13 protein-coding genes and 1 other annotated feature are annotated in these 16,325 nt (G+C 55.4%); of the genes, 10 read left to right on the top strand and 3 right to left on the bottom strand.

Annotation, left to right across the window (positions count from 1 at the left end; all coding sequences use genetic code 11):
* Positions 1–43: 43 nt before the first annotated feature.
* The 4 genes from pfkA to purK are packed head-to-tail and all read left to right on the top strand — an operon-like array spanning position 44 to position 3,833.
* Positions 44–1,003: a 6-phosphofructokinase gene (gene pfkA / locus BLU70_RS00365; protein WP_040289059.1), complete on the top strand. Its 960-nt coding sequence runs from the start codon at positions 44–46 to the stop codon at positions 1,001–1,003.
* 31 nt (positions 1,004–1,034) lie between these two features.
* On the top strand, positions 1,035–2,111 hold the full coding sequence (locus BLU70_RS00360) for a class I fructose-bisphosphate aldolase (protein ID WP_006446356.1): 1,077 nt from the start codon (positions 1,035–1,037) through the stop codon (positions 2,109–2,111).
* A 35-nt stretch (positions 2,112–2,146) separates the two neighbouring features.
* Positions 2,147–2,644, top strand: a complete 498-nt coding sequence (purE, locus tag BLU70_RS00355) for a 5-(carboxyamino)imidazole ribonucleotide mutase (protein WP_074691172.1) — start codon at positions 2,147–2,149, stop codon at positions 2,642–2,644.
* Positions 2,631–3,833, top strand: a complete 1,203-nt coding sequence (gene purK, locus BLU70_RS00350) for a 5-(carboxyamino)imidazole ribonucleotide synthase (RefSeq protein ID WP_074691170.1) — start codon at positions 2,631–2,633, stop codon at positions 3,831–3,833. Before purE ends, purK begins: the two co-directional genes overlap by 14 nt.
* A gap of 74 nt (positions 3,834–3,907) precedes the next feature.
* On the opposite strand, the gene BLU70_RS14855 is transcribed toward purK, so the two are convergent.
* Positions 3,908–4,042, bottom strand: coding sequence for a hypothetical protein (locus BLU70_RS14855; RefSeq protein WP_006446359.1), 135 nt, complete (start codon positions 4,040–4,042; stop codon positions 3,908–3,910).
* A 196-nt stretch (positions 4,043–4,238) separates the two neighbouring features.
* Positions 4,239–4,504, top strand: a binding site (T-box leader).
* A gap of 102 nt (positions 4,505–4,606) precedes the next feature.
* Here BLU70_RS14855 and pheS point away from each other — a divergent pair.
* The 4 genes from pheS to BLU70_RS00330 all read left to right on the top strand — a co-directional run bounded on the left by pheS (position 4,607) and on the right by BLU70_RS00330 (position 9,008).
* Positions 4,607–5,641: a phenylalanine--tRNA ligase subunit alpha gene (pheS, locus tag BLU70_RS00345; protein ID WP_100218605.1), complete on the top strand. Its 1,035-nt coding sequence runs from the start codon at positions 4,607–4,609 to the stop codon at positions 5,639–5,641.
* Between the two features lie 27 nt (positions 5,642–5,668).
* Complete coding sequence (pheT, locus tag BLU70_RS00340) at positions 5,669–8,083, top strand: phenylalanine--tRNA ligase subunit beta (protein WP_074691167.1); 2,415 nt, start codon at positions 5,669–5,671, stop codon at positions 8,081–8,083.
* Positions 8,084–8,184: 101 nt separating this feature from the next.
* Positions 8,185–8,460, top strand: a complete 276-nt coding sequence (locus tag BLU70_RS00335) for a cell division protein ZapA (protein ID WP_058093657.1) — start codon at positions 8,185–8,187, stop codon at positions 8,458–8,460.
* Positions 8,457–9,008: a CvpA family protein gene (locus BLU70_RS00330; protein WP_058093656.1), complete on the top strand. Its 552-nt coding sequence runs from the start codon at positions 8,457–8,459 to the stop codon at positions 9,006–9,008. Before BLU70_RS00335 ends, BLU70_RS00330 begins: the two co-directional genes overlap by 4 nt.
* 68 nt (positions 9,009–9,076) lie before the next feature.
* Here the strand turns inward: BLU70_RS00330 and BLU70_RS00325 are convergent, their stop codons facing one another.
* On the bottom strand, positions 9,077–9,430 hold the full coding sequence (locus tag BLU70_RS00325) for a phage holin family protein (protein WP_040289024.1): 354 nt from the start codon (positions 9,428–9,430) through the stop codon (positions 9,077–9,079).
* A 110-nt stretch (positions 9,431–9,540) separates the two neighbouring features.
* Between BLU70_RS00325 and BLU70_RS00320 the strand changes: the two genes are divergently transcribed.
* Complete coding sequence (locus tag BLU70_RS00320; RefSeq protein ID WP_074691165.1) at positions 9,541–11,874, top strand: endonuclease MutS2; 2,334 nt, start codon at positions 9,541–9,543, stop codon at positions 11,872–11,874.
* Positions 11,875–11,882: 8 nt separating this feature from the next.
* Here BLU70_RS00320 and BLU70_RS00315 read toward each other — a convergent pair whose 3' ends face one another.
* A complete protein-coding gene (locus tag BLU70_RS00315) occupies positions 11,883–14,798 on the bottom strand; it encodes a transglycosylase domain-containing protein (protein WP_244885063.1) in 2,916 nt (971 codons plus the stop codon).
* 247 nt (positions 14,799–15,045) lie between these two features.
* Between BLU70_RS00315 and tyrS the strand changes: the two genes are divergently transcribed.
* Positions 15,046–16,278: a tyrosine--tRNA ligase gene (gene tyrS, locus BLU70_RS00310; RefSeq protein WP_100218601.1), complete on the top strand. Its 1,233-nt coding sequence runs from the start codon at positions 15,046–15,048 to the stop codon at positions 16,276–16,278.
* The last annotated feature ends 47 nt before the right edge of the window (positions 16,279–16,325 follow it).

The following is a 16,325-nucleotide window of genomic DNA, read 5'->3' as shown; positions in this document are numbered from 1 at the left end:
ATCGTCGACTACGATGAAAGAGTCGTGCATGGGGGTGATGGCCATTCGCAAGATTGGCGTTTTGACGAGCGGCGGCGATGCACCGGGAATGAATGCGGGTGTCCGGGCAGTCGTCCGCAAGGCAATCTACCACGGCTTAGAGGTGGTCGGCATCCGGCGCGGCTACGCCGGACTGCTCGACGGCGATTTTCGTCCTATGCCGCTGGAATCGGTGGGGGACATCATTCAGCGCGGCGGCACGTGCTTATATACCGCTCGCTGTCTTGAGTTTATGACGGAAGAAGGCCAACGGCGGGGCTACCAGCGCCTTGTGGACGCTGGCATCGAGGGATTGGTCGTCTTTGGCGGCGATGGATCATTTCACGGTGCACAAAAGTTGCACGAACTGGGCATTCGAACGATTGGCGTGCCAAGTACCATCGACAACGACATCGGGGCGTGCGATGCCAATATTGGCTTTGACACTGCTGTCCAAACCGCGATTCAGGCCATTGACAAGATTCGCGATACGGCTACTTCACACGAGCGCACGTACGTGATCGAAGTCATGGGGCGAAGCGCCGGACACATCGCCCTGGCTGCTGGGCTTGCGGGTGGAGCGGAGTCCGTGCTTATTCCCGAGGTTCCGTACAAGCTGGAAGATGTCGTGGCAAAGCTCCAACGCGGTGTGGCGCGCGGCAAAAAACACTCCATCATCGTGGTGGCAGAGGGCGCGGCACACGGCGTCGAAGTGGGGCGCTATATTGAAGAACACACCGGGTTTGACACGCGCGTGACGGTGCTCGGACACGTGCAACGAGGTGGTGCACCGAGCGCGGTCGATCGCGTGCTGGCGAGCAGGCTAGGCGCCTACGCAGTAGAATTGTGCATGCAGGGCGTGTCCGGGGCGATGGCGGCGACGCAAAACGGCGAGCTTGTGGCTGTTCCCTTCGATGAAGTGTTTCGATCCGAGCGCAAACCGGCACAGGAACTCTGCGAGTTGGCCGAAATCCTGTCGATTTAACCGGGCCAGGAAGCCAGTACACAAAGGAGAGATGACATCCGTGATTGATAAGATTCGTGAATATTTGGGTGCTGAAGCAGACAATCTGCTCGAACACAAGACGACGACAATTCCCGCTGCATCTATAACGGCGCCTTCCCCTACATACTTGGACGATATTTTCACTTTGACCAACCGCAATAATCAAGTGCTGCGGTCCCTGCAGTGGATGTTCAGCACCGGACGACTGGCGAACACGGGTTACCTGTCCATTTTGCCTGTCGACCAAGGCATTGAACACTCAGCCGGGGCATCGTTTGCGAAAAATCCGGCCTACTTCGACGCAGAAAATATCGTCAAACTCGCTATCGAGGGTGGCTGCAATGGCGTTGCCTCGACGCTCGGTGTACTGGCGCTGACCAGTCGCAAATATGCTCACAAAATCCCGTACATCGTGAAAATCAATCACAATGAGATGTTGACCTATCCGAATAAATACGACCAGGTCATGTTTGCATCCGTGAAACAAGCCTGGGACATGGGCGCGGCAGGCATTGGCGCAACCATCTATTTCGGTTCGCCGGAATCTACCCGCCAGTTGCAAGAAGTGAGCGAGGCATTCCAACATGCTCACGAACTGGGCATGTTCACAATTCTTTGGTGCTATTTGCGCAATCCTGCCTTTGTTCAAGGTGGCGTCGATTATCATACGGCGGCAGATTTGACGGGTCAGGCGAATCACCTTGGTGTGACCATTGAGGCGGACATCATCAAGCAAAAACTGCCGACTGTCAACGGCGGATACACGGCGTTGAACATGGGAGAAAGCAGCTATGGCAAGATCGACAAACGGGTCTACACGGAATTGACCACGGATCATCCAATTGACTTGACTCGTTATCAAGTGGCCAACTGCTATATGGGTAAGATTGGCCTTATCAGCTCGGGTGGCGCTTCAGGTGAGAACGATTTTGCCGAAGCTGTGAAGACCGCGGTGATCAACAAGCGTGCTGGTGGTATGGGCTTGATTTCGGGACGCAAGGCGTTCCAACGCCCCATGGCCGAGGGTGTGCAACTTCTCAACGCGATTCAGGACGTCTATTTGTGCAAAGAAGTCACGCTGGCGTAAACCAAAGTGGAATCGCGTAAGGAGGATGACCATTCATGTCGACACCGCGCGTGGGTGTCATAATGGGCAGTCAGAGCGACTGGGAGACGATGCAACACACCTGTACCGTCCTGGATGAGTTGTCCATTCCCTACGAACGGAAGGTGGTTTCCGCACACCGCACGCCCGATTACATGTTCGAATATGCTGCGGGCGCTCGGGACCGGGGCCTCGCAGTGATTGTCGCAGGGGCGGGTGGGGCCGCCCATTTGCCTGGCATGGTCGCCGCCAAGACAACTTTGCCGGTGATTGGCGTGCCTGTACAGACGTCGACCTTGCAAGGGCTCGACTCGCTCCTGTCCATCGTGCAGATGCCAGGCGGGGTCCCCGTTGCCACGATGGCCATTGGACGAGCTGGCGCGGTGAATGCAGGGTTGTTTGCCGCTCGTATTTTGGCGGCTTTCGATCCCGATTTGGCGGACAAGCTTGCTCGCCGAGCCGATGACATTCGCGATCGAGTACTGGAAGGAGGAGACCCGGGTGCCGCGAAATGAGTACTCGCCTGCGGCGTCCATCCTGCCTCCTGCGGTCATCGGCATCCTCGGTGGTGGTCAGCTTGGCCGGATGATGGCATTAGACGGTCGCCGCATGGGCTATCGCTTTCAGGTGCTCGATCCGACACCGGATTGCCCCGCCGCGCAGGTCAGCGATGGCCAAGTGGTTGCGAAGTACGACGATGTCGAGGCGGCAAAACTCCTTTCGCATCGTTGTGACGTAATCACGTATGAGTTTGAAAACGTCGACGCCGATGTCGCGGCCGCACTCGAACATTCTGCGCACGTCCCGCAGGGCAGCCGATTGTTGGCAACGACGCAACACAGGGTGCGCGAAAAGTCGACGTTGGCCAAAGCTGGTTTGCCTGTAACTCCATTTGTGCCCATTGCCAATCTGGAGGACATCCAAAGTGCTTTCGCACAGCTAGGTGAACGCTTGGTCGTCAAGACGTGCCGCGGTGGGTACGATGGGAAGGGGCAGTGGATGGTTCGGGAGCCGTCGGATGTCGATCGCTTCTTGCCGCAATGGCAATCCATCATCGAGGCGCATACACGTTCCGGCGCAGACGACGAATCGCTCATCGCAGAACAGTACATTCCCTTTGTTGGAGAGTGCTCTGTGATTGTGGCACGTAGTCCAAGAGGAGAGACGGCCGCCTTTCCAGTTGCTGAGAATGTGCATATGAATCACATTTTGCACATGTCTATCGTACCTGCGCGTTTTCCTGAAGAGGTGCTCGTCAAGGCTAGGTCGATTGCGTGCGACGTGGCCCGTAAGTTGGATGTGGTCGGGCTGATTGCCGTCGAATTTTTCGTCGCAGAGGGCGGACAACTCTACATCAACGAACTGGCACCGCGTCCGCACAACAGTGGTCATTACACGATGGATGCGTGCTCGACGAGTCAGTTTGAACAACATGTGCGTGCCATTTGCAACTTACCGCTCGGCGACGTTTCGTTGTTGACGCCTGTTGTCATGGTTAACGTTCTTGGGCAAGATGTCGATCCGCTGTTGCGCGCAATGCCGTCGTTGCCGGGGCAGGTCAAGGTCCATTTGTATGGCAAGGCAGAGGTCAAGCGTGATCGCAAAATGGGTCATATCAATATCCTCGCTTCCGACGTGGAGCAGGCTTTGCAAGTGAAGCGAGATCTCGGTATTTGGCAAGTTGACACGCAAGGGGAAGGCTGATGGGCGACGCGAAACCAGGGAAGCCGACCGTTGTGGCGACTTCCCTGGTTTCGCGTCTATGGTTGGCTCGCCGGTTAGTACACGACGCCGGGAGCGGCTGCAGCCGTACCTGAAACTGCACCGTATGCGGGTACTAACAGGAAGAACAGCACGAAGATGATCAAAAAGACGACCGCCCATTGTGTGTAACCACCGAAAACGCCGTACATAGAAACGCCTCCTTCAAATGCTGTTACGGCAGCCGGTTTTGACTGCCGGTCACACTTCTACGTTATTGCCGAAGCCGTTATCGGGACCACGACATTCACCTAGATGTGTGGAACCTGGCGAAATCAGGCTCGTTTTGTGCCAGGCTGGTTGCGGCCTGTTACAGCATTGCGTATACTCGTTGGTGACATCGGAATAGTTGCGGCGATGATGAGGAGAGTAAATCGTCTTGCGTTCTCCAGGGAGGCGCACCAGGACTGGAAGTGTGCTGAATGCGAGCGATTGAAGTTCACCTTGGAGCTGTGAGGCTGAACGTTATGGCGGCTGGGATCGCCATATTTCAGTAGGCCTCACCGGATCGAAACGCCCTTTGGATTGTACACCGGGAAGATCCGTTATGGAAATGAAGGCGGACGGCACTTTGCCGTCAATTAGGGTGGTATCGCGAGCAACTCGTCCCTAGCTGGGGTGAGTTGCTTTTTCATTATGCCAGAAAGTCAACTTGTACGTGCAGGTTCGATGTGCAGAAGAAGTCGAAGGGGCGAGGACTTGTGGATATGGAAGCGTTGATCGTCCAGTTGCGGCGTTTACAGGAAACCGCACTGGCGGAACTGACGAAGATCTCGGCGACCAAGGATTTGACGAATTGGCGTGTGCAATATCTCGGAAAAAAGAGCGAGTTGAATGCACTTTCGAAGCAAATGGGGGGTCTTAGGCAGGAGGAACGCCCGCTATTTGGTGAGCGGGTGAATGAGGTGCGTAACGCGTTGGAAGCCGCGTATCTGGAACGGCAAACGGCCTTGGCAGCTGCCGAGCAGGCCCTTCGTCTTGCGCAAGAGACCATCGACATCACGTTGCCGGGAAGGGCAATCGGCAGGGGGGCCATCCACCCCATTTCGCGCGTGATTCAAGAGATTGAGGATATCTTCCTCGGTATGGGCTTTTCTATTGTCGATGGTCCCGAGATCGAAACCGACCATTACAATTTCGAGTTGTTGAACCTGCCCAAAGATCATCCGGCGCGCGATATGCAGGATACGTTTTATCTAAGTGACGAACTCTTGCTTCGCACGCACACCTCGCCGATGCAGGTGCGCACGATGGAACGTATGCAAGGCGACGTTCCCATCAAGGTGATTGTTCCTGGGAGAGTGTACCGTCGGGATGAGGATGACGCGACACACTCACATCAATTCACTCAGATCGAAGGCCTGGTTGTGGGCGAAGGAATTCGGATGAGTGATTTAAAAGGCACGCTCGAATCGTTTGCCAAAGCTTTGTTCGGACCCGAGCAGCGTGTGCGATTGCGCCCCAGTTACTTTCCGTTCACCGAACCAAGTGCCGAGGTGGATCTCTTGTGCGTCCACTGTCACGGGGAAGGCTGTCGCGTGTGTAAGGGCACGGGTTGGATAGAGATTCTTGGCGCAGGTATGGTTCATCCCCGCGTGCTCGATATGTCTGGCTATGACAGCACACGCTATAGTGGTTTTGCCTTCGGTATGGGTCCAGAACGCATCGCCATGTTGCGCTACGGAATCTCAGATATTCGCTTGTTGTATCAAAATGACTTGCGCTTTCTGGCGCAGTTTGCTCGAGCATAATCAAATACGTGAAAGAGGAGTGGAAGCGTGAAAGTCTCATACCAATGGTTGCGTGAATATGTCGATCTCGCGGATTTGTCGCCGGAGGCACTTGCGGACAAGCTGACCAGCGCAGGGCTCGCCGTCGACGCGGTCGAACCGCGCAATAAAGGAGTTTCTGGCGTGGTGGTTGGCGAGATCGTCGCGGCACGGCAGCATCCGAATGCGGACAGGTTGCGCGTCTGCATGGTGAATGTCGGTACAGGGGAGCCTCTGCAAATCGTCTGTGGTGCGCCCAATGCAAATCCTGGGTTGCGCGTGCCCGTAGCGTTGCCCGGTGCAACATTGCCTGGTGGAGTGCAGATTCGGCGTACAACATTGCGCGGTGTCGAATCGAACGGCATGCTTTGCTCAGCGGCGGAGATTGGCTTGGAAACGCGTTTGTTGCCCAGTGCGCAGGCCACCGGGTTGTTCGTCTTGCCGGAGGAGACACCAATTGGTGAGGATATTGTCAAGGTACTATGTCTGGACGACGTAGTGCTCGACATCGATCTCACGCCCAATCGTAGCGACTGCTTTTCTATTCGCGGCCTTGTTCACGAAGTGGCCGCCATTTTGCGGTCTAGGCATTCCTTTCCAGAGCACATTGAGGCGCCAAAGGGTGCGGGTGAGTCGCCTATCGCTATCGATCTCGCCACAGAGCGCTGCCCGCGCTACGAAGCACAGGTACTTGATGGTATCAACCAGACGTCGTCGCCACTTTGGATGCAGATGCGGTTGATAGCGATGGGGATTCGCACCATCGATCTGGTGGTCGATGTGACAAACTATGTCATGCTCGAATGGGGACAGCCGTTGCACGCTTTCGACGCAGACAGCATTGCTCAATCGCAGATTGTCGTGCGTCAGGCGCATGATGGCGAAGAGCTCGTGACACTCGATGGGCAGAAGCGAACGTTGACCCGTGACATGATTGTCATTTCGGATCCTGAAAAGGCTATTGGCTTGGCCGGTGTCATGGGTGGCGAAAACAGCGAGATCACGGCGTCGACGCGGCGGATTGCCTTAGAGTCGGCGCGTTTTGACGGCAGCTCCGTACGCCGCACAGGGCAGCGTCTGGGGCTGCGCTCGGAAGCACAGCAGCGCTTTGAGAAGGGTGTCGATCCAGCCGCTATCTCCCCAGCACTGGCACGCGCGACGGCTTTGTTGGTCGAGTTGGGTGGTGCAAGGCCCATTGGACCGTCGGTCGCCGTGCATCAGGAGCGCAAAGCAGGCGATTCATGGCAAATTCCCTTTGTGCCAGAACAGTGCCGGGAAGCGCTTGGTTTTGCCATTTCAAATGACGAGATGGAGGCCATCTTTCATGCGCTTGGTTTTGGCGTGCACAGGCAGGAGGATAAGTGGCTGGTCGAGGTGCCGTCTCGTCGCGCTGATGTCACGCTGACGGCTGACTTGTATGAAGAAATCGCCCGCTTACACGGTTACGACAATATTCCGTCGACAGTGACGGTACTTCCTGTCACGCCAGGTATGCGCGATCGTCGGCAAGCGATGTTGGCGAAGGCTCGGGTCTTGCTTGTGAACATGGGATTGTTCGAAGTTCGCACCTATGCGTTGACGTCGCCGGATGCGTTGGCTCCACTTTCGTCACCGTATCGGCCGATTCCGCTGCTGTTGCCGATGTCTGATGAACGTCGTGTATTGCGAACACACCTGTTGCCGAGCCTTGCCGAAGTGGCGGTGCACAATTTGGCGCACCAGGTGCCGGGCGGAGCCGTATTTGAAATCGGCAAGTCGTACTTGACTTCGGAACTACCTCTCCGTTCACAGCCGCAGGAACGGGAAGTGATTGCGATGCTATGGTTTGGAGAGACTGAAGGCACCTTATACGAAAAGGCTCGTCGGTACGATTTCTACGACGCCAAGGGTGTGCTGGAAAATCTCCTTGCCGCACTGGGTGCCGATGCGTCGTATGTTCGATCCGCCATACCGTGGCTACACCCAGGGCGTTCTGCCGACATCGTGGCAGGCGAGGAAACGATTGGCGTTGTCGGTGAACTGCATCCGGAAACGGCAAAGGCATTTGGAATCGACCGGGCTATATATGCGGAAATCGATGTTGCGAGTTTGCTCGCCACTCGCGAGAGCGACATGCAGGCCAAGGCACTCCCCAGGTTTCCTGGAAGCCGCCGCGATATCGCGATCGTCGTCGACCGCGAGACGTTGGTCGGGGATCTATTGCGTACGGTGCGCGAACGTCTCGCTACGTCAGGTTTGCTGCAAGGCCTGAGGGCGTTCGACGTCTATGTCGGCGAAGGTGTGCCAGAAGGCAGGAAGAGTGTTGCGATCACGATGTTTTTCCAACATGCGGAGCACACGTTGACAGACGACGAAATCGAGCAGCTTGTTGCGACGGCCATTGACGCGTTGCGCGTCAATCACAATGCACAGTTACGGTCATGACCGGTTGCAGGAGATTCAGATGGGTATGCTGAATCTTGTAGGAAACAGCGAAAGGATGTCACGGCGAACGAGCGTTCGCCGTGTAGAAAGGCGGGACATGGATGGACAACAAATCGGTGAATCGTGTGAAAGTCGTCATCCATGGTATCGAATATACTTTGCGCGGGACCAGTTCCGAGCAACATATTCAAGAAGTCGCCAGGATGGTCGATAGGTGTATGGCGGAAATTGCTGCTACAGCCTCGTATATGGACGAGCGGCGCGTTGCCGTCTTAGCTGCCCTGAACCTAGCCGAACAGCTGCATCAATTACAGCGGGAATACCAAGAACTGGTCAATTTGTTGGAAGAACAGACGGGGGGCACGTCGCAATCGTGAATGGAGACGTGCTTGACCTGATTTTCGCGGCCATCATCGTGTTAGGGGCCATCAACGGCTATCGCCTTGGCCTCATCCGCCAGGTGACGCGCTTGTTTGGCGCCATTATCGCGTACTTTGTGTCTTACTGGCTTCGGCCGTACGTGGCACCTGTCATTGCCCACTTACATATTGGCACGCAGGTTCAGGAAAAAGGTGGAATCGCTTCCCTGCTATTCAGCAACCTGTCAGGAGCCATTGCTTTCGGTTTGGTGTTTATTGTGACCTTTTTATTGTTGCGATATGCAGCTGGTTTGCTGGACGCTCTATTCAGTTTGCCTGTGTTATCGTTTGTCAACCGTTTGGCTGGACTGATTGCTGGCGTGGCTTTGGCCATCATTTTCGTGTACGTCATCGGCTTGATCTTGCACTATGTCAATACACCCTCCATTCAACATCAGGTCAACCATTCCGCCATTGTTCACTGGTTAAACAGCCCTTCCTTCAATCAAGCCGTTTCACGGCTTGGCAAAGGCAAAGCGCATGCCATGGGTACCCAGTCCCTGTAGTCGATATCGCGCTCCCCTCTTCATTGACAAAAAATCGCCGGGGGTATCCCCGGCGTAGCTTGCCTGCGTCAATGTTCGTCGCCATGTGTACGGCGCAGGTTTGTCGGAATGAACAGGTCGATGATACCAATGACCAACGATGCGAGCAACGCTCCTAAGATGCTCGCGTGTAGGCCAGGAACAAACAGTTGGGCGACGTAAATCACAATTGCACCCGATATGAAGCCAACAATGCCGCGCCCATACGGTGAAATGCGGCGGCCGAACAGCGCCTCCATGGCGAGTCCCAGAAGCGTGATCACGATGGCGGCCAAAATCGCTGACCAAAATCCCATCACGCCAAAACCAGGAACGACGTATCCGACAAACATCAGCACCAGTGCGGATACAACAAAGCGGACAATATGGCCTAGAATGTGCATATGTCTGCCTCCCTCCTGACGTGTCTTGCTGATATGGTTGCCGGACACTTATCGGACGATGTGGTAAAATGAATGGGATTTCTGGAGTTTGATGCAATGGAGTGCGATACATGATCATACGGTCGCTTGAGGCCTTGGAATACGATTGGGTTCGGCAACGCGTGGCTGACGAAGCCATGTCCAGTCTTGGTAAACAATTGGCGCAGACGATGTCGCCATTTTCGTTTCGCGCTGAGGCAGAGAGCGCCTTGGCCAAAGTCGACGAAGCCTATCGCTGTCTGCTACGTGCCGGATCTCCACCCTTTGCAGGCGTTACAGATATTCGTCCGGCACTGTCTCGCGCCAAAGTGGGCGGTGTGCTCGGAGCCGACCAGGTGCTTGCCATAGCGCAGTTTATCGCTGGGGGACGAGCGTTTCGGCAGTTCATCGAACACGCTGCCACTGAAATCGATCTCCCTCTGCTCAGCGAATTGGTCGCGCCAATGGCCGACTTGCGGCGCACCGAGCAAGAGATTCGGCAAGTTGTCAGCGATGACGGGCAAGTGCTCGATCACGCCAGCGATGTACTACTCCAGTTGAGGTCGGAGCGGCGTCGCCGGGAAGGCGAGGTGCGGACGACCCTGGACAGGTTGTTGCGCACCCATCAAAAGTTGCTACAGGAGCCCATTGTCGCGATGCGCGGTCCGTATTACTGCCTGCCTGTGCGCGTCGAACACAAAAATCAGCTTCGCGGCATCGTGCGCGACGTGTCTTCATCTGGCTCAACGGTTTTTATTGAACCGCGTGCAGTATCAGAAATCGGCGAGCGTATTCGAGAGATCGAAGTCTTGGAAGAGCGCGAGATCGAGCGCATTTTGCAGCAGATCAGCGCTGTAATTGCGACGGTGTCTGAAGAGCTGGAAACGAATGTCGCACTGCTCGAGCAGGCGGACCTGATCTTCGCGAAGGCTGGTTACGCGCGGCGGATCGGCGGAAAACGGCCGCAGTTGACAGACGGTGTCTGGCGCCTTCATGGCGCTCGCCATCCCCAGCTCCACCCGGCAGGTGTGCCCATCGACGTCGAACTTGGTGCCGATTTCCGCCTGTTGATCATTACGGGACCCAACACGGGTGGTAAAACGGTCACTTTAAAAACGGTTGGTTTGCTCACTTTAATGGCGATGTCGGGACTGTTTTTGCCGACGCGCAGGGAAAGTGAGATTGGTTTTTGCCGCGACGTGTTCGTCGATATTGGCGATGAGCAGAGTATTGAACAAAGCCTTTCGACATTTTCTTCCCACATGAAAAACATTATTCAAATGCTTCAACAAGTCGACGAAAAGAGTCTCGTATTGTTGGACGAGCTGGGCGCAGGTACAGATCCAGCAGAGGGATCGGCGTTGGCGATCGCGATCTTGGATCGCTTGACGCGGGTGGGGGCTCGCGTTATGGCGACGACGCACTACGCAGAATTGAAAGGTTATGCCTTTCACAATTCGCATGCCATGAACGCGAGCATGGAGTTTGATCTGGCGAGTCTGCGTCCGACATATCGACTCTTGATGGGCGTTCCAGGGCGATCCAATGCGCTGGCCATTGCGCAAAGGCTGGGGTTGCCTGATGATATTCTGGCCGCGGCGCGGGAACATGTCGCCGAAACAGATGTTCATGTCGAGGAGCTCATTGGGAAACTTGAGGCGGCCAACCGCGAGGCAGAGCGGCTGCGCGATGAGGCGGCGCGAGCATGGGAGGACGCACGAGCCCAAATGGAGCAACTCGACGCACGCGAAACGGCGTTGGATAAGGAATTGGCCGATGTGCGCGAGCGAGCGCGAAATGAGGCGGCCTCCATCGTGGAGAAGGCGCAGCAGGAGGCGGAGCGAATCATTCGGGAACTCCGGCAAATGCGCCACACGACGGTCAAAGATCACGAATTGGTCGAGTTGCGCAAAGGGCTGGAAGGGCTTGTGCCAGAGCGCAAGGCGTCACCCAGGCGCTCGGGCAAGGTGAGTCCTAAGCTTTCCGTCGGCCAGCGTGTGCGTGTCATTTCACTAGGACAAAAAGGCGACGTTGTCGAAGTGGCGCCGGATTCCAAGAGTGCGCTGGTGCAACTCGGGGCCATGCGTATGAAAGTGGTAGTAAACGATTTAGAGGTTCTCGCCGAGGCGGTTGAGCCGGTGGCTATCTCGCACTCGAAAAAGAGGGTGGGCAACAAGGATGTCCGCATGCAGCTCGACGTGCGTGGAGAGACGGTGGAGGATGCCTTGATGCGGATCGACAAATACTTGGACGATGCGGTGGTAGCTGGCTTAGCCCGCATCGTCATCATTCATGGCAAAGGTACCGGCGCCTTGAAAACGGCTATTCGGCGCCATCTGCAGGGGCACCCGCAGGTGAAAACGAGCGAGCCGGCTGCACAAAGCGAAGGTGGGGATGGTGCCACCGTCGTCTCCGTACGCATCTAGTGATGGCGTCACTGGCCCCCAAGACCTGGGAGCCAGTGCTGCGTTGCTTTCGGCTGCCGCGTTGTGCCGTTTACACTGCCACTGTTATCTGAGTTGTCTCCCTCACCGTTACTCTTGTTTGCCTCAGGAGTGGTGCTGTTGAGGGTATCGGCAGGTGCACCCGTGATACCGTTTGCCGTGTTGTTGGCGCCGTCATTCGATCCGCCGCTCTTTTCAACCTGAACGGCAATGGTTTGGGACGCCTGTGAAAGCGCGATGCTGGACTCGGCAAACACCTTGTAATACAACGTGGTTTGGCCAGACGACGGTACCGCCGTATCGACATACCACGGCACGTCGTTTGTTCCAATTTGTGTGTATGGGCCATTCGGGTTACTCGCCCGATACACGTCATACTGGTTTGCTCCTGTAACGGGTTTCCAGCTCAATGTGACATCTGTGCCGTCAAAGGTACCGGTTAACCCTGTCGGTGCCGCCATTTGCGACGGACTTGTGATGGCGGGCACGCTTCCCGCATCGAGCACTATACCACCGCGTGGATCCGGCTCGGTCGGCGCCAAATATGGCGTGTCGTCGGTTACGCCGCCTGGAATTTTGTGCTCCCAATCGAGAATTCTGCTTTCCGGAAGCTTCATGAAAACGCCTGTGCGCACTTCGGACAAAGGTGTATGGCTCGTGGCCAAATATTTCTTGCCATGGATCACGACGTATTTGACTTCGACGTCCACGTCGTCATATTGCGTCGGTTCCGTACCCTGCACAAACGGTTCCGTTGTGATCTCACCGTGCGCGGTCGATAGGGGCGTCGGCAACAACCCGCTGGTGCTGCTCACCGCCTTGCTAACCACGTTGGTCGGTTTTGGCCAGGGCTTTTTGGCCGGGGCGGCTGCGAGAATGGGCGTCATGATGTCATTCCACAATGTGAACTTCAAGTTGTACTCTGCGCCTGGCGAAATCAGTTCATGATTGTTATATCCCATCCAGATGCCTGCGGTGTATTGCTGTGTGTAGCCGATGAACCAGCCGTCGCCAAGAGCATCTGTCGTGCCTGTCTTCCCGGAAATATACTGACCAGGGAAATGCGCGCCAATCATCGTTGCCGTGCCCCCGGAGTGATACAAAACGTCGTGCAACATGTCAGTCACAATATAGGCTGTTGCCGGAGAAAACACCTGATGTGTCTGTGGATCTGCTTGATATAAGATCCGCCCGGTATTGTCCTCAATCTGGCTAATCATGTAGCTCTCGTGCCACACGCCTTGATTGGCCAGGGTTGTATACGCACTTGTCATCTGTTCGACTGTCGCGCCATTGTCCAGGCCGCCAATCGCCGCCGCCAAGTGATTTTCGTCGTCCGCGACGATGGTCGGTTCGCCATCGAGTGTTTTGGCGTTCGTACCTAGTCCCATCTTGCTTAAATAGCTAAATCCAACCTGGGGAGTCAACTCAGCGAGAATGTCGATGGCCGGTACGTTGCGCGATTCGTAGAGCGCCTGCCGAGCCGACAATAGACCCGCAAAATCTGGTTCGTCGTCGTGTGGTTCGTACGCTGGTTCCCCGCCGCTACCTGGAAACAAGGTAGGCGCATCATACAGCACAGTACCAGCTGTGATCAGTCCGCGATCAATGGCTGGACCATAGTCAAGCAGCGGTTTAATGGAGGAGCCCGGTTGCCGAGCGATGTCGGCGTGATCGATAGCGTCTTTCAGGTAGTCCCGGCCACCGCCGACCGCAAGAATGCCACCGGTCTGGTTGTCGATGAGCGTAAAGCCTGCTTCGTACAAATCCGTCGCCGTTTTGCCGCTAGCAAGTCTGTATGTTTTGTCGGTGCCCGCGAACAAAGCATCGTTAGACAGTACTTGTTCAACTTGATTCTGCTTGGTCAAATCGATGGTGGTATAAATTTTCAAACCCGCCACCGGCAAAGCCGACTCGGCTTGGACTGCGTTTTCATACACGCCTGCTTGTACAAGCGCCTGAATGACGCGGGGTTTAATCTCGTCGAGCATTAAGTATGGATGGGCCGGCAGACCGCTCTCCGGAGCGGGATGAATATGTTTGAGCACGTCGTAGTGATACGCTTGGTCGTATGCGGCACGACTAATGAGCTTGTCCGCCAGCATTTGATCCAAGATGTAGTGCTGACGTTGCAATGTGTGTTGAGGAAACTCATAGGGTGAAAAATACGACGGGTTATTTGGCAAAGCTGCCAGAAAGGCCGCTTCGGGCAAATTTAGATCCTTAGGATTTTTGCCAAACAAAATTTCGGATGCGCGTCTGACGCCATATACCGTGTCGGTACCCATGCGCCCCATGTAGACCCAATTCATATAGTCGGTCAAGATTTCGTCTTTTGTGAGAACATGATTGACTTGGATGGCTAAGGCAATCTCCTGAATTTTGCGCCGCATTGTCCGTTGTTGCTCTGGAAACACGGCAAGTTTGACGGTCTGCTGCGTGATGGTGCTGGCGCCGCTCTCGATGCTGTGGCCTGCGAGATCCTGTACAAGGGCACGAGCCATGGATAAAGGGTTGATTCCTATATTTGTAAAAAACGTCTTGTCTTCCGCTGCGACAAACGCGTTGACCAAATACGGGGATACCTGTGAGATGGACGTGATAGGTTGTCGGTCGCCATCGCCTGTGAACCGTCCAATGACTTTGCCGTGGCAATCGTACACGACAGACGCAGCGCTGTTGTTGACAAACGTCGCTGCATTCACTTTGGGCAGGCCTTTTAATAACGATGCGACATATCCAGCGCCCGCAGCGCAACCTAAGACGCCGAGGCTACCCAAAGAGAACAGGCTGACCCGCATCGCAACCCAAAACCGCGAGGCCTTTTGTTCACGCTTGCGCGCAGTTGCACGAGGGTCGCGGACGACGATGGTTTCCTGACCGACACGGTTGCGTCGCTTCTTCACGGGCGCCCCTCCCTTCGTTACCGAGATTATATCACACGACAAAATTGGACATCATGGTAAGTTTATCGATATGATTCGTGCACCGATGATTGAAAGTCCTGCGTTGACAGTGCAAATGGCTTATAGTTATATTGAGTAAAATTGCCATACGCATACGCGCCTTCGGCCTTGGCTGGGCTTTTTGTGTATACTGGCTCCTTATTGGCAGAAACGGGACCGATTGAAACGGCTAGAGAGGATGGTTTACATGGAGTGGCAGCTCACGCCGGCGCAAGAGGCGGAAGTCGAGCGCCAGCTCGCGTGGATTCGCCGCGGTGTCGCTGAAATTGTTCCAGAGCAGGAACTGGTCGAGAAGATACGCATGTCGGTGGCCACAGGCAAACCGTTACGGGTGAAACTTGGCATGGATCCGACGGCCGCTGACATCCATCTGGGACACACGGTCGTACTGCACAAGGTTCGTCAATTTCAGGAACTAGGACACCGCGCGCATCTCGTAATTGGAAACTTTACGGGTCGCATTGGCGATCCGACGGATAAGTCGGAGACGCGCAAACAACTGAGCGCGGAAGAAGTGGCCGAAAACGCGAAGACCTATGTGCGTCAGGTCTACAAAGTGCTGGACCCTGCAAAGACCGAAATTGTCTACAACGCCGATTGGCTCGCTCCGCTTGATTTTGCGGATGTCATCCGGCTTGCATCGACGGTCACCGTAGCGAGGATGCTGGAGCGCGAAGACTTTACGAAACGCTTTCGCGACAATCGACCCATTCACATTCATGAGTTTTTCTATCCGCTGATGCAGGCGTACGATTCCGTGCATCTTGAGACCGACGTCGAGTTGGGCGGAACGGATCAAAAGTTCAACCTGCTCATGGGTCGCACTTTGCAGCGCGAATTTGGACAACCGATGCAGATTGCGGTCATGATGCCGCTGCTCGAAGGCTTGGACGGCGTTCACAAGATGTCGAAGAGCCTGGGTAACTATATCGGGATCGACGAGGCACCAAACGACATGTTTGGGAAGTTGATGTCGATTCCAGATTCCTTGTTGTTCAAGTACTATGATCTATTGTCGTTGCGCGAGGCGACAGACATCGAACGGATGCGACAAGCCGTCGATGCCGGGCAAATGAATCCGCGCGATGCCAAGATGGAACTTGCCAAGGAGTTGGTCACTCGCTTTCTCGGCGAAGAAGCGGCTGTCGAGGCCGTTGATCATTGGCACAAAGTCTTTCAGGCAGGGGCATTGCCGGAAGACATGGAGGAAGTACCTGTTCCGGGAGAGCCAATTTGGATTGTCAAATTGCTCACGGATCTCGGTCTGGCCAATAGCAACAGTGAGGCTCGGCGAGCTATTGCCGAAGGTTCTGTGCGACTGAACGGAGAAAAGGTGCTCGACGTCGACCTGCAATACGAACCGCATGATGGCGACGTTTTGCAGCGCGGCAAGCGGCAGTTCCGGCGCCTTCGTGTGTGAGGGTCTTGAAGGCATCGGCATGATCTGAAATTCCCCCGCGTACCATG

Source organism: Alicyclobacillus hesperidum (genome assembly GCF_900107035.1).
Classification (GTDB): domain Bacteria; phylum Bacillota; class Bacilli; order Alicyclobacillales; family Alicyclobacillaceae; genus Alicyclobacillus; species Alicyclobacillus hesperidum.
This window is presented reverse-complemented; position numbering and strand designations above follow the sequence as displayed.